The organism is Mastigocladopsis repens PCC 10914 (assembly GCF_000315565.1).
Taxonomy (GTDB): Bacteria; Cyanobacteriota; Cyanobacteriia; order Cyanobacteriales; family Nostocaceae; genus Mastigocladopsis; species Mastigocladopsis repens.
In genome coordinates, this window is sequence record NZ_JH992901.1 from 6,000,638 (window position 1) to 6,024,970 (window position 24,333).

Consider the following 24,333-nt stretch of genomic DNA (forward strand, 5'->3'; position numbering starts at 1 on the left):
GAAACAAAATTTTCGCACGTAAGTAGGGGTGCAGGGAAATAGGGGTGTAGGGGAAAATATAGGGTGTAGGGGTGGAAGTGGTGAACATTTTTGCATCGTAAACACTCAAGAGTCAATTCCACTTTTGTTCTCCTACACCCTACCCTCTTACACTGCCAGCGCAAAAGTCGTATACCGCAAGTTAATAGCAGCAATTATGGCGATTATCTCCTCGAAAAAACAGCCCCCAGAACCCAACGGACAACCGAAGCAGCGTCGGGAGGTGGCAAAAGCACCCCCGAAGGACAATCTTTTGCAACCTGAAGCAGCTGTTGATGAAGGTAAACAAGAAGAAAGTATACGACCGCAACGGTTTGCTGACTATATCGGGCAAAAAGATTTAAAGGATGTGCTCGAAATTGCCATTAAAGCAGCCAAGTCTAGGGGTGAGGTGCTAGATCACCTGCTGTTGTACGGTCCTCCTGGATTGGGGAAAACCACAATGGCGATGATATTAGCAGCTGAAATGGGGGTAAACTGCAAAATTACCAGTGCGCCAGCTTTAGAACGTCCCAGGGATATTGTAGGGTTATTGGTGAATCTTCAGCCAGGAGATGTTCTGTTTATCGATGAAATCCATCGCCTGTCACGGATGAGCGAAGAAATTTTATACCCGGCAATGGAGGATTATCGCCTAGATATTACTATTGGTAAAGGTTCCAGTACCAAGACTCGGAGTTTACCGCTATCAAAATATACCTTGGTTGGGGCAACAACTCGTGTAGGGGCGCTGACTTCCCCACTACGCGATCGCTTTGGTTTAATTCAAAAACTGAGATTTTATGAAGTCGAGGAACTGAGCAAAATTGTCCTGCGAAGCGCCCAATTACTCGAAACAGCCGTGACCGAAGATGGTGCTGCAGAAATTGCCCGTCGTTCGCGAGGAACACCGCGTATTGCCAATAGGTTACTCAAGCGAGTCCGTGATTATGCCCAAGTCAAATCATCTGGGGAGATTACTGAAAAGGTAGCAGCAGAAGCATTGCAACTATTTCAAGTCGATCCTTGCGGTTTAGATTGGACAGACCGCCGCATGTTAAGCGTCATCATTGAAAACTTTAACGGTGGTCCGGTGGGATTGGAAACAATTGCCGCAGCGACGGGTGAGGATACACAAACGATTGAGGAAGTGTACGAACCTTATCTGATGCAGATTGGGTATTTAAGCCGGACTCCCCGTGGTAGGGTGGCGACACCCATAGCATACAAGCATTTGGGTTTTAAACCGCCTAATGAACAATTGTCATTGTTGCCGTGAAGAGGAGTGGAGGAGTAGAGAAGTAGAGGAGTGGAGGAGTCGAGGAGTGGGGGCGATGGTTCTTTCCTCCTCTCCCCGTTACCTGTTCTCCCCGTTACCTCCCCTCCCCGGTTCCTCTTCTTAGTTGCTGGTTGAGTGCTGATTGCTTTGACCTTTACTTCCAGTCATGATTAATTTTGGATTTAAAACCACAGATGAACACAGATGAACACAGATGATTAAGTTAATTGTTATTTTTCTAATTCTGTTGCTGACGTTTGGGTGGGGTGAGGTTGTTATGGCACAAACCCAACCCCCTAATTTGACTCAAGAACAGTTACAGCAACGCGATGAGTTAGCTACTAAGGCTTTTGCAGCTACAGATAAAGGTGATTTTGCTACGGCTGAACGTTACTGGACGCAGATTATTGAGCAATCCCCCGATAATGCAGCTGCTTTGAGTAACCGAGGAAATTCTAGAGTCAGCCAAAACAAGTTGCAAGAAGCATTGGCAGATTATAATAAGGCGGTAGAACTTGCGCCCAATGTGACCGACCCCTACTTGAATCGCGGTACGGCGTTGGAGGGTTTGGGAAAATGGGAAGAGGCGATCGCAGATTACAATCACGTTCTAGAACTTGATCCCAAAGATGCAATGGCATATAACAATCGGGGCAATGCCAATGCTGGTTTGAGGAAATGGGAGGAGGCGATCGCAGATTACAAAAAATCCGCTGAAGTTTCCCCGAATTTTGCTTTTGCCCGTGCTAACTACGCCCTCGCTTTGTATGAAACTGGTCAAATAGACCAAGCAGTTCGTGAGATGCGGAATATTCTCCGTAAATATCCTAACTTTGCTGATGTACGTGCTGCCATCACCGCTGCCTATTGGGTACAGGGAAAACAAGGTGAAGCGGAAAGTAACTGGGTTTCAGCAGTCGGACTGGACGGACGCTACAAAGATATCAACTGGGTGGCAAATGTCCGCCGATGGCCCCCCAGCATGGTAGAAGCTTTGGACAGGTTTTTAACACTCAAGTAAGACATGAGTTTGACAGAAGGTATTTTCACCAAAAGCAGATTGGTTTTGAACCCCCATTCCGCACCCCAATTGTCACAAACGGGAATTACTGAATGAAATCTCTAAAAAAAGAATAAAATTATAATGATTTAAAGCTATTTTCTAAAGAAAAAATAGCCCGTTAATTGAAATAGATTTTTGTTTGTCCCTTTTTGGGATGATTAAGTTGTCATCTCCAAAGGATTTAAGTGCGAGCAACGGGCATATCAGTTACTTTGGAGAAGCCAGCCATCCCAAGGGTTTTCCCAGTTTCGGCTGAACGAATCGCACGTCAAATTATGATTCAAGTCACAGCATTGAAAGTTGTTGGAGTGCCAAATTGAGAGGGCACACAAGACATTTTGGGGTTGGTTGCATCTAGCTAGCACAGTTGCGATTTAAGAGCTATAGACGCATATGGGGTTTTCGTAGCAGCGGAACAAAAAACGTCGTTAAGCCTAAAAATCAAGCTCTGTAAGGAATTAGTTCCTGTTATCAGAAGTAATTACATCCTCCAAATCAGTGTCATTCAACGCATTATCAGAAGTATTTCAGGGCATTGGCTACTGATAAGACGTATTATCAGCAGCTTTGTCAGGACAATTTTGCTTAAACGACGAAAATTGTTCGGTTACTATAAAAACGCCAATTCCAAATAAATAATGCTCCCGTACCACTTTGCACTCAAAATCAGAATCTAAACAAGGAGAATTATCATGAATTCATCAATAAGTTTTATTGAGGCAGTAGAGGAATGTATTCAGATTCTCGACGGCGCGTTTAAAGTCGATGTATCAGGCTCTGTGCCAACGGAAATGACCATCCGCTCTGCTATAGTTTCATTGCCTCCTGGTGAGATTGGAATAGTGAATCGGATCGAAATTATTGGTCCAGAAGGCGAAATTGAATACCAGTGTAACAATATCCGAGTCAGTAATGGTACTGATTTAATTAGAGAATGTGGTGGTCCGGCTGTTTTACGAGCTGGTGAAACAACTTATAGAGCAGAAGGAAGTGAATTTGAACCGCATCCTGATGTCACGTTTTGTATTAGTTTAGATACTTATGAGGGCGTGTAACTGCTCATAGCAAAAATAGGGCTTCTTGAGAATTAAGTGACTCACAAGCTCCAAAAGCTTATGTGGAGTGTAGACAGGCGGACTATGACCAGGCAACGATAAGAGTTGGCAGAGTTGCCTGGTCGCATCCCCACTCCGCCTGAGTTTTCCCGTTAAGCCTCTCTACTGTACTCTAGACTAAGAAGCACAAAATGACTCAGGGAAGCTGAGTTGAGAATAACCAATGCAAAAAATATAAAAGGTGAGAAATTAAGCAGATTTGTGCGCTGTTTGAGGAGAAGGGGAAGTACGCTTTTTAACAATCGGATAGCGAATTCTACGTTGGCGTTGTTTGCCAGTCTTCCAACCAGGAGATTTACCTCGTGGTTTTGGCGGTTGGTCACAGGAGGAGTGGAAACGTGGATCAAAATCCCAGGTATTGCTTGTGCTACCCGTCCTGGAGTCAATTGAATTATTGCTTTTTGCCAGGGAAGCGGATTGTCATTGACCCTTCGGGTATCTCCTCCGGAGAGGCTGCGCCAACGCCAGTCGCCTACGGCGGGAAACCCGCCTGCAGCGCTGGTCTCACAATATCACGAGCCAACCACAACTCCCAAGTCATTAATGGCATCAAATCGCTCCATCGGTCGCATATCGATGATACTTTTTGTCAATGCGTAAGTCCTATTCTTTATAAACAACCTACAAAAGGTAAGCAAACTTTGGGTTTAACCTTTTCTATCACACTATTAATAGCCCGTTCAGGTGTAGGAATGTTTAAACCAGGGGAAAGTTTGTTGATGGTTTCTACGTAACCGTTGATTGTCGCTGTGGTGCGAGCAAATTCAGAAAATCCTGAGAAACCGACATCAAAGATGCATCCTTCCATCAAATCTTGGTCTACTTTAGCTTCTGTACAGTGTTTTCGCGCTTTTTCTACTTGTTCTGACGAAAGCATTTCTAGTTTTAGATACTTATCTGGGAAACTGGAGTCTACATAATTTTTTGTGTTCTTACCAGAAGCATAATCAAACAGTGATTGCTCTTGTTTTACACGCCAACTGTTACCAAATTCCTTGTAAAGTTGGTCAAAATACAGTTTTTCGCCGCCATCAAGGACACCGGGAACTCTCAACCCAACTAGGCTTAACACCTGCTTGACATCACCATAGGTTGACTTAGATTGTAAAACATTCCCTCCATCGCGAACCTGTTGGTCGTCATTGGGGTTTCCGTTGACATTTCCCAGTAAACCAGTGTATCTCCCTGGTTGGTTGTAGACAAAGAGTGAAACGTTGAAATAAGTATTACCCCCAGCAGTGGCTTGACTAATGACAACTTTCTCACCTGTGGGAAAATCAACTGCGTAGGTATCGCCATTTTTAGCGATCGCCCCACTACCAGGTAATACTAATTTCTCACCTGAAATAACTACGGGTTTCCCATTAACTCGTATGGGAGTGCTGGTTTGTGTATCAGGAAAATCTTGGGAATATAACGCCAAGCGATCGCTACCAACTTTCATCGCTACGGCACTATTGAGTGAGAGGGAAGAATTGACAGGTGCTTGTCGTGCTTGAACTTCAAATTCACCATCGTTAGATTTCGCTAGCGTGAATTCTCCCACTGTCTGAAAACTGTATCTTAAACCATCAAATGTCGCTAGATGAGGGTCGCCGTAACTTTTTCCCTCCTTATGTTCGCACTCTTTGCGTTTTTTATTGCTTTCCAATGTACATAGATTTTCTTTTTTTGCTGGTTTTTCCGGTTCTGCTAGCTTCTTCGATTGCTTTCTCTTGGCAATGACTGCACCGTAATAATTGGCTTTGAATACATTCGCTGGCACTGTTATCTGTGTGGAAGGTTCACCCCAAGTCCAATACTCAAATGAAACCTTATCTCCCACTTCTTTAACCTTTGATGTGAGAACAATAAAGTGGCTTGGGAATGAACTTGTAATAAACTCCTCAATAGACTCAATAGACTTTTTATTCCCAGCTTGAGCAGATGCAGTTAAGACGTGCGCGTTGATTAACATGATGACATCTTCTTCGGAACTTGGATTCAATTTCTTGGCGTGTTCTAAACCCTTAGTTAAACTCCAATTTCCTTCATCACTAACTGTCTCGTATGAACCAGTTGCCTCAAGCCACTTGGCTACAGTTCCCGGACTTGTGACTGCGGAAATATCCTCACTTGGTGTGCCTTGATAGTCCCAAAGATTATTTTCTTGGTCTCGCAGAGAACTTAACATCATCCACTCTGCTGGCGGAGTTGACAACTCAGGAATTGAGCGGTAATTTTTGTTGACTAAATCATCGTCGGGTTTGACTGTTATAGTGCCAACGTCACCAGCACCCACATCATATAACTTTGTCGCATAGCGGGCTACCGCTTCTGGGTCGATTTTTAACCAGACGTTGACAAATGCCGCCGGCCCGCACAAATTTAGATTCCCTTGAAACACCTTATTTGGATCGCTGATCAACTCTTCCAAACGGTCAGCAATTTCTGTTCTTTGAAGTTTCCAACGACTAGGATTTGTTTGAGTACGGAAGTTATTTATAATTTGAAGAGCGGCAGTTTTAGAGTTGCTAATTCCTGTTGTGTCTTGAGCGCTAGCACGGCTGGAGTCAAGAAAATAAGCATGACACAAGCCTGAATTAAAGGCAAAAATTCCACACAGTGAGACTGCAAAAATTTTTTTTAGGATTCCTTCACCGATAACAGTAGCAATCGCGCCCAGAATACTTATTAACCAAAATCTCATTCTACGCATACACTTATCTACTGAATATTTATTTGTTTTGATTTGTTTTGTACAGTCATGCCAAAACTCCCCCATTCCTACTTCAAAATGAGAGTTCAAAGACTTGAATTATTCGCGCATGATACTTTTTAGCCGACTTTGCCCCTGGTGACACGTTCAGTACGACTACCCTAGGGTACGACTCACGCTTTGAATAATGGCTAAAATCATTCGTGACAATTTAAGATAGCGCGAACAAAGTTAACTCTTATCTTGCACCTATCCGTATAAGCCTAAGCTCAGTCAAAAACAGGGTAATAAAGTTACATCACTTTTCTTGGCTTTTATCCGTAAAATAAGGGCTTAAGGCTTTGTACTGAATGTCAAAAAAACATCAATTTTTCTTGGTGCAAGATGCCAGTTAATAAGGAATTATGCTGAATCCTGAGTCTGAGTTCAGGTATCAAACTAAATTGGCATTTGAATTTTAACGGCATTATGGAGAAATTTGCGTAAAAATTACGTGAACGACTCCCCTAAATTGAAAGTTTTCCACAAAGTCTGCTACATATAGCGGTTCTCATCCGGATGAATTACAGCGGTTTGCAGATGAGTGAGGTACAAAACTTTGGTCTTAAAGCCAGATATAAAGCCTGTTTTACTTCTGTGCCTCCTAGGTCGGAACTGCGTTAACGCGCAGCCACACGGAGGGCATATTCTGACCAAAGCTTTCGGAGTCTCCGGCTCCGATGCTGTGTTCTGAGTTCTTTTTTGGTCAAAAAGTTTGAGTTAAGCTGTTGTGAGTTCAATTTTCTTACACAATAGCCTTGCAGCAGGAGTTCTACAACCTAAAAAGTGCAACTTGTAGATGCAACTTGTAGACGCCACAAAAGCATGGTTGTACCTGCTGTGTCTCATAAATTTATTGAACTCATGTAAAGTCTCAGCCATGACTCATTTTGGACTGATTTGTCCTGCGTCAACTGGTCATCTCAACACTATGCTCCCCTTAGGGAAAGAACTCCAAAAGCGCGGTCATCGCGTTACCTTGATCGGGGTTGTTGATGCTCAACCCAAGACACTAGCAGCAGGATTGGAATTCCAAGCGATTGGTGAATCTGAGTTTCCCACTGGGGCGATCGCACAATCTTTGACAAACCTTGGGAAACTTAGCGGAATCGCAGCAACAGCATACACTATGAGTTTGCTCAAGCAGATGGCGGCTGTCATCCTTCGGGATGCACCGAAAGTGATCAAACAAGCAGGTGTAGAAGCACTGTTAATAGACCAGGTTTCACCAGAGGGAGCAATTGTTGCAGAATTTTTGGGCATTCCCTTCGTGACCATATGCAGTGCTGTCGTACTTAATCAAGAAGAGAGTGTTCCTCCTCATTTCACAAACTGGCGCTATCATCCAGCCTGGTGGGCGCGCCTCCGCAACAAAGTAAGTTACGAGTTGGTCAACGGCATTGGCAAATCCATCATGGAGGTGATGGCTAAATATCGGCGAGAGTGCAACTTGCCCCCACTTTCTCTCACCAATAATGGTTATTCTCAACTCGCTCAGATCAGTCAACAACCTGCTGAATTGGAATTTCCCAGGCAGCATTTGCCCAAATATTTCCATTTTACAGGACCATTTCATAGTCTAGATGGTCGCGAACCTGTTGCTTTCCCATATGAAAAGTTGACTGGGCAACCGTTGATTTATGCTTCAATGGGAACTATACAAAATCGGCTACAGTCTGTTTTCCGTGATATTGCCCAAGCGTGTGAGGGGTTGGATGTTCAGTTGGTGATTTCTTTGGGAGGCGCACTTGAACCAGAAGCACTGCCCAAGCTGCCTGGAGAGCCTTTGATTGTCAAATATGCACCCCAACTGGATTTGCTGAAAAAAACCACCCTCACGATTACCCATGCAGGATTAAATACCACATTGGAATCCTTAAGTAACGGTGTACCAATGGTTGCCATTCCTGTTGCGAATGACCAGCCAGGGGTAGCGGCGCGTATTGCGTGGACTGGCGCTGGAGAATTTATACCCCTGTCTCGCTTAAGTGTTCCCAAGCTGGGAGCGGCTATACAGCGCGTGCTTACACAAGACTCTTACAAGCAGAATGCTCTTAGGTTACAAGCAGCCATTCGCCGTGCTGGGGGAGTGACTCGCGCTGCCGATATTGTTGAAAAAGCAATATCTACAGGTAAGCCCGTTTTGGCTTAAACATCGCAACAAAGCCATGATTCCTCTACACCTTGACGGATAGCATCATCCATATCATCTAAGGATTTTGGTGTGCTTTGATATTTTAAGCAACCTGCAACATCATTTAAGGTGGTTTCTGCAAAAGGTTTTTTAGGCTTGAGAAGAATTCCTTCACCTGTATCAATTACAACCAACTCCTGACCAGCTTCCCAGCCATGAGATTTTCGTAATTGTTCAGGAATAATTACTTGTCCTTCGTTTGTTACTTTTGTTATTTCCATGTGTGTTCTGAATTGGGTTGTTCTCTAGTTGTCATAAAATCCTCAGAGAAGAGGGTTAAGCTATCAAATAATGTTTGCCAAGCATTTTATTTGGAAATTAAAACAACAAGGAGATTTATGTAATTTTATTCTGCTTCATCCTGGTTTTTTTCAGGTTCTCCTATCAAGTTGAATCAAGATGAAATCTGCATAAATTTTTTCTCTATAGCTGCATTTTCTATCTGGTTACGAAATATATCAAGCATTCCTATAACTTCTAGGTGTAACTCTATATATTCACCCTTATCAAAGACTGAATAATTACCGTGTGCAATTTCGTTCCTTGTCTTTAAAAGCTTAGTATCGATTAACACCGACTTAGTAGAGTAGAGTGAAAAGTCTATTCCAAGAATATCAGTTATTTCTTTTAAAATTTCAGAAGAGAGATTCAATGCAGTAGATATGGCATCTTTAGGTAGGATACATCTTTGATTTAATTCGGAAAGAAAGAAGTCACAAACAGGTATATACAATGATGGCTTATTTGTCTCTTTTGCCTCCTTAAGTTTTTCTTTCATCGCCAAAGCTAAAAAATTACTAGAAAGCTCCTTATAGGTAAGCTTTTTTGACCTAACATATTCTAGATAAGAGTTGGCTGCTAATTTAACAAAACCTTCCCAATGGGAATAGAGAATACATACTCCACTCCGAAGTAATGCTTTATGTCTTTGCTCAGAAACATTTTTCGCTTCTACCAAAGATTTGATTTCTGAAAGTTCTTTCTTTCGCCAAGCAAGATCACCAGACAGCTTATCACTTAATTGTTCAGCAGTTCGGATGCTCATAAAGGTGAAAATACCTTTCTACCAAGCGGAATAAGATAGGGTAAACGTCTTGCCGCATTCACCCCCGCTCCTGACCATTTTTGATAAGTTGGATCTGACCAAATATTTTTGATACGCTCAGATATTTGGTCTGTTGGAGGTGGATTTTGATAGTTGTATCCAATTCCTAGTGCTACTACCTCATATGCAGATAATAAAAATCCTCCAAGGAATCTATCATTCTCCGATTTATATCGCTTGAAGCTATTATCCCCCATAACTTCATTAAGAATATTGAATGTCACATCGAATGCTCTCTCTATATGGCTACCATCCCAATCTTTTTTAAAAGCCATGTCACGCATTCTATCTGTTAAAAAAACGCTCACATCTCCACCCAAAGTTTGAATACTGTTATCATCTTTATCAAATAGAAGAATAAAACGCAATACTAATTCCATATCATACTGTTCTTCATAAAGTCTATCGCTCAAAGCAATACAGCTTTTAAACGACTCACGATCTGCAAGTGAACGCATCAATTTATATAAATCTTTATCCAACATCAAAAGAATGCAATTTCTGACTTCTTGTGGTGTCGCAATTGAGCCTCCTGTATTTAATCGCTGAAATAGCTCGTATTTAATCATTGAATCACTTTCTTTTTCAACAATATTAACTGCGATTTTTGCTCGCTTTATCAATAAACGCTGTGCCTGAGTTAAAGAGTTATCTTTATCATCTGGATCATCCCACTTTTTACCTTCTAAGGAAGGTAAATATGTAGTTTTTTGTAAAGCTAACAAAGGTTTATTTTGTGTTTGAGTAGATGATGTATCTTGTTCTTGAACATCGGGTTTAAAAATACCCACAAATTCATATATAGTTGACAGTCTCTGTAAACCATCGATAACATCCCAAATACCATCATCTCTTTGACTAACAAAAACTGGCGGAATCGGTATGCCTAAAAGAATTGATTCGATAAAAGTGGATTTTTGATGATCTGACCAACGAAAAAACCTTTGAAAATCTGGGTGAATATCGATTTCATTGTTCTCATAAAGACTGATCCACTCGCCAATAGACATTGAGTAGCCATCTGTCCGAATTTCTTGCCTTGTTTTGTCAATCTCTTCTTGTAGAGACATGGCTTAAAATGTCCTAAGTGTTGTTAAGTTAACTATTCTTGCAGAATTGCAATATTTAGATATTTTACGCTAATTGAGTGCTAACAGAAGATTTCCCGGTGGCATTGTTACGGGGAGGGAAAGGTTTACCGACCGAGGGATGGGATGAGGTGAAAACAGAAGCACAAGAAAATATTCGCAGTATCAGCAATCAAGTTAATAATGGCGTGGGGATTGTTGGCGATCGCAATCTTGGTATTAATATAGGTACTGACTGCATTAACCTAATGTAATTGCACGGATGCAAAATACAACTTTTAACTCCTTGATTGACGATCGCATCTTTATCCTGATTTGCCCTATCTCAAGCTATAATTATTGACAATAGAAGCACCCAAACCCCTCTGTTAAAAATCATTGAAACGGTTGCTGTATATCGATTTGAGGTGAATGGAGAATACGAGATTCGAACTCGTGACCTCTGCGGTGCGATCGCAGCACTCTACCAACTGAGCTAATTCCCCGGTTAAATACAACCAAACATTTACAATATCATTTTTCTGGAGTACTCTGCAACTCTTTTTGTGAAAAAACTTCCTGTACTCGTTCTAGTTCCAAGTCGCTTAGATAATCTACTGTCCAGTTGGCTTGACGCTGAAGCATATGGAATGGGTAAGTATTGGCGACACCAACCACTTGCATACCCGCTTGTTTAGCGGCTTGGATACCCGCAGGAGTATCTTCAATTGCTAGGCACTCTTGTGGTTGAAGATTTAAATCAGGATCTTCTTGGTTCAGGCGTTCTACAGCTAGCAAATAACCATCTGGTTCTGGTTTACTGGTACTAATGTCGTCACCCGCCACAATAACTTTAAAGTATTCAGTCAGAGGAGTGCGATGGAGTACTAGTTCTATTTCTTTGCGGATAGCACCACTGACTATCGCTAGTTTGAGATTGCGTGAACGCACTTGAAATATCAAATCATCTAAACCAGGGTACAAAGGCAGTTTTTCTATTTTTTCCAGTTCCAAAGCATATCCTTGTGCTTTGCGATTAAGCAACTGAGTTAAGTCTCTATCATTAACTACACGACCGCGACTAGCAAGCAAATCTTGTAGATAAAGGCGATCGCTTCGTCCTAGACACACTTTCTTATACTCACCTGGCTTGAGGGTGAGATTTTCCTCAATCAAAAGTTGCTCTATCAGTCGCTCGTGGATTGACTCATCATGAATGATGACACCATTAAAATCAAATAAAACTGCCTTTAAACTCATGGCATTGTGTCAAAAGCTGGTGATGGAAAGCCCTGTAAATCTTCATTATCTATTGTGCCGTCTACTTGTACAGCAGTGTAACGCCGTACATTTTTTCGCACACTAGCATCTTCAGATGGAATTGGCTTTACCCCACTCGTCACTTGATTTATCCACCACACATCCTCGGTTTGCACTGCTTCAAATCCCGCTGCACCCATACTCGCATCCACACTCCCAGCAGCATATTCACGAATATACGGCTCCTCAAAAATATTATTCAGCCAATCTAACTGACGTAAGGTTTTTTGATTTCCATCCAAAATCAACACTTGTCCACCAACCACCAACAACCGGAAGCATTCCCGCAAAATTGCCACAGATACTGCGGTTGGTGTTTCATGGAATAACAAAGAAGCTGTGACCAAGTCAAAAGAAGCATGACTCAAACCTGTGTTCTCTGCATTCCCATGTCGCCAGTGAATGTCTAAACCAGCACTTTCAGCCTTGTGGGAAGCCCGTACCAACATATAGGGCGATAAGTCCAAGCCAATGACTTGCGCTTGGGGGAAAGCCTGCTTTAACATCAAAGTTGTGGAACCTGTACCGCAGCCCAAGTCAAGAATACGTCGCGGCTGTACTTTAATAGTATCAATTAAAGCCTGACGTACTAGGGTTTCATTAGGCGGGAGAACGTATTGGGTTATGGGGTCATAGGTAACGGCTGCACCAGAATTGAGATATCCACGCTCAATCCCATGAAAGTTTTGGCTGCTGTAGTATGCAGGAATTGTCACATCAGCGCGTCGGAAGCGATCGCTTTCCTTTTCCCAATCAATATTGTCAGCGTATCGCCGCAACTCTTCTTCATCAATCAACAGACGTACTACAGGGGATAGAAAACGCTCCCAGATTGTATCTTGACGAACTGCCATAATACTTGAGCTAGTATGATTTTATTTACAAATTTTAATATATTTCATAAAAGTAGCACGCCTCATCTGGCGAGAGGGTTAACATTGGGGGAATTTGTATTATTTTTGTAATACACAGTACTGCTACTCCCAGCAGGTAGCAGTCGGTAATGCCCACGCTATTGTCAGAGATATTTCGGTTTTCTCTGAATTTCTTCTCACCGCAGCTTCGAAATTCCGCAAATGTACCGTGTGTAATAGCAGGTGTTTGATTTTATTCTTGGTACTTATCAAAGCAAAAGAGTTCCGGCAAGTGACCCAACAGATCAAGTTTCCCCATCTAGTTGGTGAGATGAGAATACGCCTAGGACGATTGGGTGCAGCGTAGTGTGCTTTGGGCAATTGCAGGAACAACTGGGCATCTCGTTCCAGACTGTCAATTGCTAGGAGATTAGTTGGATGACCCCTACACAAACAAGGAAATGAGTGTGCAAGGTCAGAACCTATAGCCATATTTGTCAACCCAAAACCCGAGGATATGAGAATTTAAGGAAGAGCGATGCCAACAAATGAGCGGGAAAAAATACGCCACCTTTTGGTTATAAAAGACCTCCAAGGGCAGCGAACTATCCCCCTTCAAGAGGCGACTTATTCTCTCGGGCGGGATTCGAGGAACGCTATTGTCCTGCGTTCTAGGTCAGTTTCTAGGCAACACGCGATTCTATTGCGGGTTACTGTTCCAGAGACTGATCAATATGGTTTTCGGATTATTGATGGCAGCTTTAAGGGGAAAAGAAGTACAAATGGCTTGTTTCTAAACGGTGCAAAATGCTTCTCTGCTGACCTGAAACATGGAGATGTTATAGATTTTGGCAACCATCAAGTTCAGGCTAAATACTATGCCCTTTCTAACATATTAGAACAAGCGTTTTCTGAATCTTGTACAGCTGAGGATATATCTAGGTTGATATTGGAGCAAGCCAATCCAGCTAATCCTTTTGAAACCCTAAGTTTCCCTCTTGATTCCACTCTTGAAGGAGCTAGTGAAGTCGCCTTAGCCCGTCTAGCATCATTCCCTGAACTCATTCCCAACCCGATAATTGAGATGGATTTGGAGGGAAGCGTAACTTATCTCAATCCCGCTGCTGCTTTCAAATTTCCCAATCTTAGGGAAAGTGGTCAGCAGCACCCCATATTGGCAGGACTCCTCACCGCAGTTCAGAATGACAAGGAAAGTTCTTTTGTTCGGGAAGTAGAAGTTGGCAAAGAAGTTTTTGAACAATCCATTCACTACCTTGCTGAAAGTGATTTAATCAGGACTTTCATTACTAGAGAGATTACAGAACAAAAGCAAGCTGAAGCAGAACTCCGCCAACGCGATCGCTTGCTGCAAGCAGTTGCTGAAGCCACGAATTATTTACTGGCAGAATTGAACTACCAAACAGCTATTGACAAAGCCCTCGCTGTGTTAGGCGAAGCTGCCAAAGCGGATCGTGTTTACCTCTGCGAGAGCCGTCCTCATCCTGTAACAGGTAAGATGGCTTTGAGCCTGAGGTGTGAATGGACGTGTTCCAACCATGAACCTTCCCTTCACCACTGGCAAAACCAGCCAGATCAGGCTTGCGGACTCGCTCGCTGGAACACATCTCTTGAGAGTGGAAACTCCATCAGCGGACTTACCCAAGAATTTCCCACTGCTGAACGAGAACTTCTTACCCAATGCGGCATTCAGTCTCTCCTTTTAGTCCCCCTGCGGCTCGATGAGAAATTCTGGGGGTACCTTGGCTTGGCTGACTGCTCCTCACAGCGTCAATGGTCAAGGCACGAAGAATCAACTCTGTTAACAATGGCAGCCAGTATTAGTGGTGCTAAACAACGTCAGCAGGTGGAGGAGAAGATTCGCTACCAGGCGCTGCATGACCTGCTCACTGAATTGCCCAATCGCCTGCTATTTGGCGAGCTACTTTCCAATGCTCTACCCAATGCAGATCGGAGTAGGGAAAGTTTAGCCGTGATCTTCCTCGACTTGGACCGCTTCAAAACCATTAATGACACTCTCGGGCACACGTTGGGAGACCATTTGTTAAAAAGCGTTGCAACAAGATTGAGAGATGCCCTCAGAGCAGGGGACACTGTTGCCCGTTGGGGAGGTGATGAATTCACTATCCTACTACCTCGCATTCATCAAGTTGAAGAAGTCGTTCATGTAGCCCGGAGAATCCTGCAAGCATTTGAGAGTGCTTTCTATCTTGAAGGACACGAACTTTATGTCAGTGCTAGCCTTGGCATTGCTTTGTTTAATGAAGACAGTCCTGATGCCGAAACTCTGATCAAGCATGCAGATGCTGCTCTGTATCAAGCCAAAGATGCGGGCAGGAATAACTATCAATTCTACACTGCTTCCCTTGGTGCCAAAACTCCCAATCTCCTGACGATAGAGAAGAGCTTACGCCATGCATTGGAACGGGAAGAATTAGTCTTGTACTACCAACCTCGGGTTAACATTGCAACGCGAAGTATTACTGGTATGGAGGCTCTGTTGCGTTGGCAGCACCCTGAGATGGGATTGGTCGCTCCCAATGTTTTTATTCCCCTTGCTGAGGAAAGTGGATTAATTATCCCCATCGGCGAGTGGGTTCTGCGGACAGCCTGCGAACAGAATAAAGCCTGGCAGGAGGCGGGATTGCCTCAGCTGACAATGGCTGTCAATCTCTCTCCCAAGCAGTTCCGCCAACCCAACCTGGTGGAGACGGTAGCAATGATTTTAAACCAGACGGGGCTAGAGCCGCACTTTTTAGAGTTAGAAGTGACTGAAACGACTGCTATCGAAGACTTAGATTTTACCAAAACAGTGCTGCAAAAGCTGGAGAATATGGGCGTTCACCTCTCCATTGATGACTTTGGTACGGGTCATTCTTCCCTCTCACGCTTGCAACTATTACCACTTCATAATTTGAAAATTGATAGGTCGTTCATCCAAAATTTGACAACAGATGTCAAAGTCGCTCACATTGTCAAGGCGATCGTTGCTTTAGGAACCAGCTTAGGGTTGAGACTCACTGCTGAAGGGGTAGAGAAGGAAGAAGAACTGGAGTTCTTACAATCTATCAACTGCGAGGATGTCCAAGGTTTCCTGTTCTACCGACCGCTTTCTGCCCAAAAAGCAACAGAAGTCCTCTTAAATGGAGGCTCATAATTATAGCCTGAAGTTCTCCCATTGGAGCAAAGATAAATTTCCAAGAGTTGTCATTTTTCATGCCTAGTTATGCTAGACTCATTATTTGATTTATCCCCCTCTTTGCTAGCAAAGAGGGGGTAAAGTTTTCTAACTACACCCTAGAGACTCACTTGTAGAAACACCAGTTTTAGAATTTACCCCACTTGCCTCAGCACAAAGTTTTTTCACTTGTAGACGATCTATAACTGCATTGCTGAAATCAGCACCTGTGATCTCAACATTATCAAAAGTAGAACGCAACATCATTGCGTTTGTAAAAATTGCATCGCTTAAATCAGCGTCCTTGAAGACGACAAGGTAGGCTATGCCCTCACTAAAATCTACACCATGCAGATTGACTCCCTGCAATACCGAACTGTTAAAAACTCCACCACGCAAATTTGCATTGCTAAAGTTAGCGTTCTCCAAATTGAGATTACTATACTCTTCGCCAATCAAGCTTTGACCAGAGAAATCCTGACCTTTGAGTGCATTGCCTGCAGAACGGCTGATACTGGAAGAACTTGCTGCTTCTGCCGACAGGGGAAACAAGAAAAGAACTATAGCTAAGACCAACCCAGTTAGGACTTGCCGATACCTCATATTGCCAACTTAATAAATCTCAACACTGCCACAACTACATTAAACCCTATTAAGAAACAGACTTTCTCAGGAAGTATCCGTGCTTAATTCTCAAACGTGATAAACACAGGACTCGTCCAGACCTTGGAATCATCGACCTGACGACCTGAAATATAGATTGGCACAAAACCGTGAGGACTCGACTGAGGTTCTAGTATGAAGCTGCCACTAATATCTCATAGCAAAGTTTAACAAGCGCGTCTTTGCGTAAGATTTAAAAGACATAATTATACAGTGTTGACCAACGATAACAACAAAAAGACCTGTGGCTAATCAAGAAGAAATTGCCCTATCCTTAGCGCGATCGCCTTTATATGAACTTGCACAAGAACTGAAAGCACGACTCACCAGTTTTGGCGGTTGGGAAATGCCTGTACAGTTTGTTGGCATTACCAAGGAACATGAAGCTGTCAGAAATGCAGCAGGAATGTTCGATATTTCCCACATGGGCAAATTTACCCTTCAAGGGAAAAACCTGATTTCGCAACTCCAATATTTAGTTCCTTCAGACTTAAGCCGTTTGCAACAAGGGACAGCGCAATACACCGTATTGTTAAACCCCCAAGCTGGCATCATCGATGACATCATTTTTTACTACCAAGGCGAAGACAGCACTGGTGAACAACGGGGAGTGATAATTGTCAATGCTGCTACCACTTACAAGGATAAAGCATGGCTGTTGCAACACCTTGACCAGAATGAGGTGAAATTCCAAGACCTTTCACCAGAAAAAGTCTTAATTGCCGTGCAAGGACCAAAAGCAAGTAGCATCCTTCAGTCCTTTGTGCCAGAAGACTTAACTCCAGTCAAAGCATTTGGACACTTGGAGACGACAATACTAGGTAAACCAGCATTCGTTGCCCGCACAGGTTACACTGGGGAAGATGGCTTTGAGGTGATGGTAGATCCAGATGTAGGGATAGAATTATGGCAAAGTCTGCTCAATGCTGGTGTTATTCCCTGCGGACTCGGTGCGAGAGACACCCTAAGACTAGAGGCAGCAATGGCACTTTACGGGCAAGATATCGACGACACGACGACCCCAATGGAAGCTGGTTTAGGTTGGCTCGTTCATCTTGACACCAAAGGAGACTTTATTGGTCGGTCAGTCCTAGAAAGGCAAAAAGCCGGTGGAGTTCAACGCCGACTGGTAGGTTTGCAAATGCAAGGACGCAATATTGCCCGTCACGCCTACCAAGTACTATCACAAGGTGTAGTCGTTGGTGAAGTAACCAGTGGTACACTATCACCAACGCTTGGTTATCCCATTGCCTTAGCCTACGTTCCCACCGAGCTAGCAACTGTTAGTCAGCAGCTAGAAGTGGAAATTCGTGGTAAAGCTTACCCAGCGGTTGTGGTAAAACGTCCGTTTTATCGGTCAAAAAATCGTGTCACTCACTGATAACCGTTCATGTTTTTGAGGAATAATGTGTTGTTAGTGACGAAATCTCCAGTATTGTTAATTCACTCAACAGTGCTGATTGCCAAGTGTAAATGACTCAGCACTCATAGCTTGGAACTCAAAACTTATGAACAAATATGGTATTAATCGCTATTGGGGTGGTAATTTTTTGATGTGGAAGAGGAAGTGATATGTATGTTTGAATATCCCGAAGATTTGAGATACTTGGATACTCATGAATACGTGCGTCTTGAGGGCGAAATTGCCACCATTGGCATTACCGCCTTTGCCGTAGATCAATTGGGTGACATTGTGTTTTTGGAACTCCCAGAAATCGGCGATGCTCTCATGAAGGAAGAAAGCTTTGGCACAATTGAATCAGTGAAAGCTGTGGAAGACCTTAACTCCCCAATGACTGGTACAGTTATAGAACGCAATGAAATCTTGATAGAATCACCCGAACAGTTGGCAGAAGACCCTTACGGGGAGGGGTGGTTGCTGAAATTACGCGTCAACGACCCTAGTGAAATTGATGATGCTTTGACTGCAAATGAGTATAGTTCCCAGGTAGAAGGGTAGTAGTAGAGACGCGCCATGGCGCGTCTCTACTACTCCTTTCCCCATGGGCGAAACCGTCCGGAAAAATATCAAGAAATTTAGATAAATTAATCACACATACCCGACGCGTCAAATATACTTGTTGCAAAATATGAAGTAGTCGCGTCTGGAGAACAATTTGTGGTATTGTACGCCTCTCATCCCAAATCAAACCATCAGCAGATGCTGGAGGAAAGCAGTCAAATCAGTTCTTTTCAAGAACGGCACATTGGACCATCACCCAATGACGCCCAGCAAATGCTTGAGGTATTAGGCTATACCAACGGCAATAATACGGAAGAATCATCTCACCGTTTTTCGCCTCTTGATGAACTTATTAACCAAGCAGTACCGCATGCAATTCGGTTATCTCGTCCCTTAAAGTTGCCAAAGGCACAAAGTGAATACGCCGCACTGACTCAGTTAAAGGAAATAGCCTCAAAAAATCAAGTTTTCCGCTCGTTTATTGGCATGGGTTACTACGACTGTATCACCCCACCCGTAATTGGGCGCAATATCCTGGAAAACCCTGGTTGGTATACCGCCTACACTCCCTATCAACCAGAAATTGCCCAAGGACGACTAGAAGCGCTGTTGAATTTCCAAACCATGATTATCGACTTGACCGGTTTGGAAATTGCCAATGCTTCATTGCTAGATGAAGCCACAGCAGCAGCAGAAGCGATGAGCATGAGTTATGGTTTTTGTAAAAATAAAGCAAATACCTATTTTGTTTCTCGTGATTGTCATCCCCAAACCATAGACGTGTTACAAACACGTGCTCAAGCTTTGGGGATCGATATCATTGTCGGCGACCATCAAACCTTTGATTTTTCTGAACCGATTTTTGGAGCAATTCTGCAATACCCCGCCAGTGATGGCACAATTTACAACTACCGCGCTTTTGTAGAAAAGGCACATGCTGAGGGAGCATTGGTAACGGTAGCAGCAGACCCCTTAAGCCTAACTTTGCTGACACCCCCAGGTGAATTTGGCGCTGATATTGCCGTGGGAAGCACTCAGCGTTTTGGTATCCCCTTGGGCTACGGTGGACCTCACGCTGCATACTTTGCCACTAAACAAGAGTATAAGCGGCAAGTTCCAGGGCGAATTGTTGGTGTGTCAAAAGATGCTCAGGCTAAACCTGCGTTGCGTCTTGCCTTACAAACCCGGGAACAACATATTCGTCGCGAAAAAGCGACTAGCAATATTTGTACAGCACAGGTGTTGCTGGCAGTGATGGCGAGTATGTATGCTGTCTACCACGGTTCTACTGGACTTAAAAGAATTGCCGAAAACATCCATCAGATAACCATGATCCTGGCGGAAGGATTAAAGCGTTTGGGTTACGGCATCGGTTCGGAACATTTCTTTGATACCCTGCGGATAGATTTAGGAAAACGCAGTTTAGAAGAGATTTTACAAGCTTGTGAAGCACGTAAAATTAACATACGCATTTTCAATGCCAGGACTGTAGGTATATCCCTAGACGAAACCACTACAGAAAAAGACTTAATCGACCTGCTAGAAATTTTCGCAGGTACAGATGATTTGCCTTTCTGTGTGGAAGATTTAGCTCTCCCCACTTCCCCATCTCCCCATCTCCCTCTCAAGCGCACCACTACCTACCTCACCCACCCCATCTTCAACCGCTATCACTCAGAAACTGAGTTGTTGCGCTACCTGCATAAGCTGGAAACCAAGGACTTATCGCTGACGACATCGATGATTCCCTTAGGATCATGCACAATGAAGCTAAATGCGACATCTGAAATGATCCCAGTAACGTGGGCTGAGTTTGGTAAGATACATCCTTTTGCTCCTCAGTCGCAAACCCAAGGATATCAAATTCTGTTTCAGCAGCTTGAGGAATGGTTAGCTGAAATCACAGGGTTTGCAGGAATTTCGCTGCAACCGAATGCTGGTTCTCAAGGTGAATACACAGGGTTGCTAGTCATCAGGAACTATCACGAAAGCCGTTCTCAAGGAAACCGCAACATCTGTTTGATTCCCCAGTCAGCACACGGGACAAACCCTGCAAGTGCTGTGATGTGTGGGATGAAGGTGGTTTCTGTTGCTTGCGACTCTGAGGGGAATGTTGACTTAGATGACCTCAAGGCTAAGGCTCAAAAACATAGCAAAGAACTTGCGGCATTAATGGTAACATATCCCTCAACTCATGGTGTGTTCGAGGAGCAAATTCAAGAAATCTGCGCTGTTGTCCATGCTCATGGCGGACAAGTTTACATGGATGGGGCGAATATGAACGCCCAAGTCGGACTTTGCCGTCCTGAGGATATTGGCGCAGATGTCTGTCACTTGAACTTGCACAAAACCTTCTGCATCCCCCACGGTGGCGGTGGTCCTGGTATGGGACCCATTGGCGTCGCTTCCCATCTGATGCCTTTTCTCCCAGGACACTCTGTTGTCAAAATGGACGGTGAACAACGCATTGGTGCAGTTTCCGCTGCGCCTTGGGGTAGCGCCAGCATCCTTGTGATTTCTTGGATGTACATTGCGATGATGGGTGCAGATGGTTTGACGGAAGCAACCAAAGTGGCAATTCTCAATGCTAATTACATCGCCAAGAAACTTGAACCTTACTATCCCGTTTTGTATAAAGGGAAAAATGGTTTAGTTGCTCATGAGTGCATTTTGGATTTGCGTTCTCTCAAAAAATCTGCTCTGATCGAAATTGATGATGTTGCCAAGCGCCTGATGGACTATGGCTTCCATGCGCCCACTGTCTCCTGGCCCGTGTCGGGTACAATTATGGTAGAACCCACAGAAAGCGAATCTAAAGAAGAGTTAGATCGTTTTTGTGATGCGATGATTGCGATTCGTCAAGAAATCGCTGAAATTGAATCAGGTAAGATGGATGCTCAAGATAACGTCTTGAAGAATGCACCTCATACAGCAGAAAGCTTGATTGTTGGGGAATGGAATCATCCCTATTCTCGGGAACAAGCCGCATACCCCGCACCTTGGACTCGTGAGCATAAATTCTGGCCTGCAGTTGGTAGGATTGATAATGCCTACGGCGATAGAAATTTTGTTTGCTCTTGTCTGCCAATGGATGTGTATTAAGTGTAAAATTACGCCTTCTCCTTACAAACAAAGCCTGCCTACGCAGGCTTTTATGCTAGAGCATTGCCCATCATTTATAGCGCAATACGGTTCAGATAAGATTGTTTTTAGGTGCGACGCTTAATGTAGAGAGATGCTGTTTGAAGCGTCTCTACAGGCATGAAAACGTTACAAATACCCCATTAGTAGTAATTCTTCTAATTCTTCTAATTCACTACTGTTTACAAACAGCTTCTTAACCCCTTTATCACTTCCAACAAGTCGTAGGGATGATGAATCAAAAAATCTGGATTTTGTTTTGCCAGAACTTCTTGTGAATTAAACCCCCAAGTTACCGCAATCACCTTAATATTTGCTTTCTTTGATGCTTCTATGTCTCGGGTTTCATCTCCTACATAAATAACTTCTTGAGGTTTTATTTGTTTTTGTTTTAATACGTTGTTAATTATCGTTGTTTTTCCAAAGATCGTGACTCCTGAGTAGATAAAATCAAATAAGTTATCTAAGTCATTGGCTTTGAGAAAATTTGTAACATTGTCTTGAGAATTAGAAGTTATAATCCCTAATCTGTAACCTTCATTCTTGAGCACTATTAGCGCTTCTTTAATTCCTGAAATTGGCTTTAATTCTTTAATTTTACTTTTCAATTCAGCTTTAACTTTTTTAACCAAAAAAGGAATTTTCAAAATTGAGATTCCTGAGTACTTAATAATTTCTCTAGAGCTTAAGTTTCTCAAGAGGGCAAGTTCCTCGTGAGTGATTTGTATATAACCAAACTCTTGGGCTAAACGATTGGCAATACTTACCAAAGCATCTACTGTATCAGCAATTGTGCCATCAAAATCAAAAATAATTACTTTCTGGGTCATTCTTTCGCCTGGGGGAATGCGTTTAGATTAGCACGGGCATTCCGTCGTAACATATCTGGCTTAATCCGCCGCAACGCCGATGCCGGAAATTGTCTATCCCATTCCTGATCTGAGATTTGGGCTAATTCTAGCAATTTAGGGTCAAGATTCCCAGAATATGGCTGAAATTCTGCAACATCTGTTTGGTTGGCAAAACGCTGATTCCAAGGACAAACTTCTTGACAGATATCGCAACCAGCTACCCAGCCTTGTAAATGGGGTGTCACTGTCTGGGGCAATTCTTCATTCCGATTTTCAATTGTATGATAGGCAATGCAGCGATTGGCATCTACCACAAACGGTTGGGTAATAGCATCTGTGGGACACGCCTCCATACAACGAGTACAACTACCACAGTGTTCTGTATGCGGGCGATCGCTTTCCAACTCCAAATTCGTTAGCACTTCCCCTAAAAACACCCAAGAGCCATACTCGGGCGTTATCACATTCCCATTCTTGGCAATCCAACCAATTCCAGCTCTTTGCGCCCATACTTTATCTTGCACTGGACCAGTGTCTGCATAATATCGTGCTTGAATGCCTTCATCAAGTCCTTGCAGCCAAATTGTCAGTGCTTTGAGTTTTTTGTGCATGACTTTGTGATAATCGCGTCCCCAAGCATACCGAGAAATTTTGGCGTGTTCTTCTGTTTCGGGACGTTGATGAGGTGTGTAGTAGTTAAGAGCGACACTAATTATAGTTTGCACCTCTGGCATACAAGAGCGAATATCTTGGCGCTTAGGATTTGCCATCCATTCCATATCAGCGTGATAACCCAATGCCAGCCAAGCTTGCAATCTTTGCGTCTGTGTGGCATCTTCCCCGTCTACCGCAGCAATCCCAACCTTGTGGAATCCCAACTCTAGAGCCTTCTTTTTTACCTCAGTGCTGTTTGTTCCCGGGGATCGATTCATTTATCTTATTTCAATTTGCCCAATCTCTGGCTCCTATATTCTACACCATCGAGTCAATACACCTATTTCTTTTTCCTACAGTTCTTATTTGTAAATTTTATTTGCATTTTGTAAAGAAGCAATGCATCATGTAAATGATGAGGCAACACAAAAAGATACAAGCCTCCCACTGATTCACAGCGTACTTATTAATCGACTGAGGTGCAATCATGACTTTTACTACTGATTCAGCACAAAGCCGTTACCCTTATGCTTTCAATTACAGCACCCAACCTAGTGATGCTGTTACCTCAGCCGTGGTTGTTTTCCAGAGCCTAAGCGTAGATGACCAGTTGGCAGTGCTTTGGTATGCTTACACAGAGATGAGCAATTCTATCACACCAGCAGCCACAGGTGTAGCGCGTTTACAGTTAGCCGAAGGTTTGTTGAATCAAATTAAGCAAATGTCTCATCATGATGAGCAGTTACAGGTAATGCGTGACCTGGCTGCTAAAAGAAATACCCAGGTTTGTCGCTCCTACGGCATTCTGAGCAACAATACCAAATTGGCTTTTTGGTACGAACTATCAGAATTAATGGTTCAAGGCTTCGTCGTTCCTATGCCAAACGGCTATCAACTCTCTCGTGATGGTGTCAAGGTATTGGAACAGCTCAAGCAACTCGATTTTGGTCAACAAATTACAGTTTTCCGTAAAATCGTAGCAGACATGGGCGTTGACCCACTAGCTGACTAATATCCCTGCCAGATCCTCCTAACCTTCCATATTCCCTTTCTCGTTCCTAGGCTGTTTTGTCTGGGAACTTTCTTTCAAAATCTTGAGTTATCTCCATCATC

At 43.3% G+C, this 24,333-nt stretch carries 20 protein-coding genes and 1 tRNA gene; 11 read left to right on the plus strand and 10 right to left on the minus strand.

The features are described from left to right. The first annotated feature begins 196 nt into the window (after nt 1–196). The 4 genes from ruvB (at nt 197) to MAS10914_RS35135 (ending at nt 4,075) form a co-directional block, all read left to right on the plus strand. Nucleotides 197–1,297, plus strand: a complete 1,101-nt coding sequence (gene ruvB / locus MAS10914_RS0128735; RefSeq protein ID WP_017319405.1) for a Holliday junction branch migration DNA helicase RuvB — start codon at nt 197–199, stop codon at nt 1,295–1,297. 214 nt (nt 1,298–1,511) lie between these two features. Next, nucleotides 1,512–2,318, plus strand: coding sequence for a tetratricopeptide repeat protein (locus tag MAS10914_RS0128740; RefSeq protein WP_017319406.1), 807 nt, complete (start codon nt 1,512–1,514; stop codon nt 2,316–2,318). Between the two features lie 734 nt (nt 2,319–3,052). Then, entirely contained in the window at nt 3,053–3,415 is a 363-nt protein-coding gene (locus tag MAS10914_RS31305; protein ID WP_017319407.1) for a hypothetical protein, read from the plus strand. Nucleotides 3,416–3,892: 477 nt separating this feature from the next. After that, a complete protein-coding gene (locus MAS10914_RS35135) occupies nt 3,893–4,075 on the plus strand; it encodes a hypothetical protein (RefSeq protein ID WP_198015011.1) in 183 nt (60 codons plus the stop codon). Between the two features lie 10 nt (nt 4,076–4,085). Here the strand turns inward: MAS10914_RS35135 and MAS10914_RS32360 are convergent, their stop codons facing one another. Then, nucleotides 4,086–6,173, minus strand: coding sequence for a VWD domain-containing protein (locus MAS10914_RS32360; protein ID WP_198015014.1), 2,088 nt, complete (start codon nt 6,171–6,173; stop codon nt 4,086–4,088). A 919-nt stretch (nt 6,174–7,092) separates the two neighbouring features. On the opposite strand from MAS10914_RS32360, the gene MAS10914_RS0128760 reads away from it, so the two are divergent. Beyond that, on the plus strand, nt 7,093–8,364 hold the full coding sequence (locus tag MAS10914_RS0128760) for a glycosyltransferase (protein WP_026082890.1): 1,272 nt from the start codon (nt 7,093–7,095) through the stop codon (nt 8,362–8,364). On the opposite strand, the gene MAS10914_RS0128765 is transcribed toward MAS10914_RS0128760, so the two are convergent. The 3 genes from MAS10914_RS0128765 to MAS10914_RS0128775 all read right to left on the minus strand — a co-directional run bounded on the left by MAS10914_RS0128765 (nt 8,361) and on the right by MAS10914_RS0128775 (nt 10,581). Continuing rightward, nucleotides 8,361–8,627, minus strand: a complete 267-nt coding sequence (locus MAS10914_RS0128765; RefSeq protein ID WP_017319411.1) for an AbrB/MazE/SpoVT family DNA-binding domain-containing protein — start codon at nt 8,625–8,627, stop codon at nt 8,361–8,363. The two genes, MAS10914_RS0128760 and MAS10914_RS0128765, sit on opposite strands and share 4 nt — an antisense overlap. Nucleotides 8,628–8,800: 173 nt before the next feature. Beyond that, nucleotides 8,801–9,451: an MAE_28990/MAE_18760 family HEPN-like nuclease gene (locus MAS10914_RS0128770; protein WP_017319412.1), complete on the minus strand. Its 651-nt coding sequence runs from the start codon at nt 9,449–9,451 to the stop codon at nt 8,801–8,803. Beyond that, nucleotides 9,448–10,581, minus strand: coding sequence for a DUF262 domain-containing protein (locus MAS10914_RS0128775; protein WP_017319413.1), 1,134 nt, complete (start codon nt 10,579–10,581; stop codon nt 9,448–9,450). The genes MAS10914_RS0128770 and MAS10914_RS0128775 overlap by 4 nt, the downstream gene beginning before the upstream one ends. A 98-nt stretch (nt 10,582–10,679) precedes the next feature. Between MAS10914_RS0128775 and MAS10914_RS0128780 the strand changes: the two genes are divergently transcribed. Continuing rightward, nucleotides 10,680–10,853: a hypothetical protein gene (locus MAS10914_RS0128780; RefSeq protein WP_156818261.1), complete on the plus strand. Its 174-nt coding sequence runs from the start codon at nt 10,680–10,682 to the stop codon at nt 10,851–10,853. Between the two features lie 158 nt (nt 10,854–11,011). On the opposite strand, the gene MAS10914_RS0128785 is transcribed toward MAS10914_RS0128780, so the two are convergent. The 3 genes from MAS10914_RS0128785 to MAS10914_RS0128795 form a co-directional block, all read right to left on the minus strand. Then, nucleotides 11,012–11,084, minus strand: a tRNA-Ala gene (locus MAS10914_RS0128785). A gap of 28 nt (nt 11,085–11,112) precedes the next feature. Beyond that, entirely contained in the window at nt 11,113–11,838 is a 726-nt protein-coding gene (locus tag MAS10914_RS0128790; protein WP_017319415.1) for an HAD family hydrolase, read from the minus strand. Then, nucleotides 11,835–12,752: a class I SAM-dependent methyltransferase gene (locus MAS10914_RS0128795; protein ID WP_017319416.1), complete on the minus strand. Its 918-nt coding sequence runs from the start codon at nt 12,750–12,752 to the stop codon at nt 11,835–11,837. Before MAS10914_RS0128795 ends, MAS10914_RS0128790 begins: the two co-directional genes overlap by 4 nt. A gap of 538 nt (nt 12,753–13,290) precedes the next feature. On the opposite strand from MAS10914_RS0128795, the gene MAS10914_RS0128800 reads away from it, so the two are divergent. Further along, complete coding sequence (locus MAS10914_RS0128800; RefSeq protein ID WP_017319417.1) at nt 13,291–15,927, plus strand: EAL domain-containing protein; 2,637 nt, start codon at nt 13,291–13,293, stop codon at nt 15,925–15,927. A 129-nt stretch (nt 15,928–16,056) separates the two neighbouring features. Here MAS10914_RS0128800 and MAS10914_RS0128805 read toward each other — a convergent pair whose 3' ends face one another. Beyond that, complete coding sequence (locus tag MAS10914_RS0128805; protein WP_017319418.1) at nt 16,057–16,551, minus strand: pentapeptide repeat-containing protein; 495 nt, start codon at nt 16,549–16,551, stop codon at nt 16,057–16,059. A gap of 304 nt (nt 16,552–16,855) precedes the next feature. On the opposite strand from MAS10914_RS0128805, the gene gcvT reads away from it, so the two are divergent. The 3 genes from gcvT to gcvP all read left to right on the plus strand — a co-directional run bounded on the left by gcvT (nt 16,856) and on the right by gcvP (nt 21,676). After that, complete coding sequence (gene gcvT / locus MAS10914_RS0128810; RefSeq protein ID WP_017319419.1) at nt 16,856–17,992, plus strand: glycine cleavage system aminomethyltransferase GcvT; 1,137 nt, start codon at nt 16,856–16,858, stop codon at nt 17,990–17,992. 189 nt (nt 17,993–18,181) lie between these two features. Further along, nucleotides 18,182–18,571 (plus strand): glycine cleavage system protein GcvH, encoded by a 390-nt coding sequence (gcvH, locus tag MAS10914_RS0128815; RefSeq protein WP_198015063.1) that lies wholly within the window; start codon nt 18,182–18,184, stop codon nt 18,569–18,571. 159 nt (nt 18,572–18,730) lie between these two features. Then, the gene (gcvP, locus tag MAS10914_RS0128820; protein WP_017319421.1) at nt 18,731–21,676 is read left to right on the plus strand and encodes an aminomethyl-transferring glycine dehydrogenase; all 2,946 of its coding nucleotides are present in this window, start codon (nt 18,731–18,733) and stop codon (nt 21,674–21,676) included. Between the two features lie 221 nt (nt 21,677–21,897). On the opposite strand, the gene MAS10914_RS0128825 is transcribed toward gcvP, so the two are convergent. Further along, nucleotides 21,898–22,545 carry an HAD-IA family hydrolase gene (locus MAS10914_RS0128825; protein WP_017319422.1) on the minus strand — a complete coding sequence of 216 codons (648 nt, stop codon included), beginning with the start codon at nt 22,543–22,545 and terminating at the stop codon, nt 21,898–21,900. Continuing rightward, a complete protein-coding gene (gene queG, locus MAS10914_RS0128830) occupies nt 22,542–23,498 on the minus strand; it encodes a tRNA epoxyqueuosine(34) reductase QueG (RefSeq protein ID WP_017319423.1) in 957 nt (318 codons plus the stop codon). The genes MAS10914_RS0128825 and queG overlap by 4 nt, the downstream gene beginning before the upstream one ends. A gap of 209 nt (nt 23,499–23,707) precedes the next feature. On the opposite strand from queG, the gene MAS10914_RS0128835 reads away from it, so the two are divergent. Beyond that, nucleotides 23,708–24,232: an orange carotenoid protein N-terminal domain-containing protein gene (locus tag MAS10914_RS0128835; protein ID WP_017319424.1), complete on the plus strand. Its 525-nt coding sequence runs from the start codon at nt 23,708–23,710 to the stop codon at nt 24,230–24,232. Nucleotides 24,233–24,333 lie beyond the last annotated feature (101 nt).

What these genes read in the sequence shown, in the direction of transcription:
- MAS10914_RS0128760 (WP_026082890.1), top strand. Translation starts at nt 7,093, where the DNA reads ATGACTCATTTTGGACTGATTTGTCCTGCGTCAACTGGTCATCTCAAC.
- MAS10914_RS31305 (WP_017319407.1), top strand. Translation starts at nt 3,053, where the DNA reads ATGAATTCATCAATAAGTTTTATTGAGGCAGTAGAGGAATGTATTCAG.
- MAS10914_RS0128790 (WP_017319415.1), bottom strand. Translation starts at nt 11,838, where the DNA reads ATGAGTTTAAAGGCAGTTTTATTTGATTTTAATGGTGTCATCATTCAT.
- queG (WP_017319423.1), bottom strand. Translation starts at nt 23,498, where the DNA reads ATGAATCGATCCCCGGGAACAAACAGCACTGAGGTAAAAAAGAAGGCT.
- MAS10914_RS0128825 (WP_017319422.1), bottom strand. Translation starts at nt 22,545, where the DNA reads ATGACCCAGAAAGTAATTATTTTTGATTTTGATGGCACAATTGCTGAT.
- MAS10914_RS0128805 (WP_017319418.1), bottom strand. Translation starts at nt 16,551, where the DNA reads ATGAGGTATCGGCAAGTCCTAACTGGGTTGGTCTTAGCTATAGTTCTT.
- MAS10914_RS0128770 (WP_017319412.1), bottom strand. Translation starts at nt 9,451, where the DNA reads ATGAGCATCCGAACTGCTGAACAATTAAGTGATAAGCTGTCTGGTGAT.
- MAS10914_RS32360 (WP_198015014.1), bottom strand. Translation starts at nt 6,173, where the DNA reads ATGCGTAGAATGAGATTTTGGTTAATAAGTATTCTGGGCGCGATTGCT.
- MAS10914_RS0128740 (WP_017319406.1), top strand. Translation starts at nt 1,512, where the DNA reads ATGATTAAGTTAATTGTTATTTTTCTAATTCTGTTGCTGACGTTTGGG.
- MAS10914_RS0128835 (WP_017319424.1), top strand. Translation starts at nt 23,708, where the DNA reads ATGACTTTTACTACTGATTCAGCACAAAGCCGTTACCCTTATGCTTTC.
- MAS10914_RS0128800 (WP_017319417.1), top strand. Translation starts at nt 13,291, where the DNA reads ATGCCAACAAATGAGCGGGAAAAAATACGCCACCTTTTGGTTATAAAA.
- ruvB (WP_017319405.1), top strand. Translation starts at nt 197, where the DNA reads ATGGCGATTATCTCCTCGAAAAAACAGCCCCCAGAACCCAACGGACAA.
- MAS10914_RS0128765 (WP_017319411.1), bottom strand. Translation starts at nt 8,627, where the DNA reads ATGGAAATAACAAAAGTAACAAACGAAGGACAAGTAATTATTCCTGAA.
- MAS10914_RS0128775 (WP_017319413.1), bottom strand. Translation starts at nt 10,581, where the DNA reads ATGTCTCTACAAGAAGAGATTGACAAAACAAGGCAAGAAATTCGGACA.
- MAS10914_RS0128795 (WP_017319416.1), bottom strand. Translation starts at nt 12,752, where the DNA reads ATGGCAGTTCGTCAAGATACAATCTGGGAGCGTTTTCTATCCCCTGTA.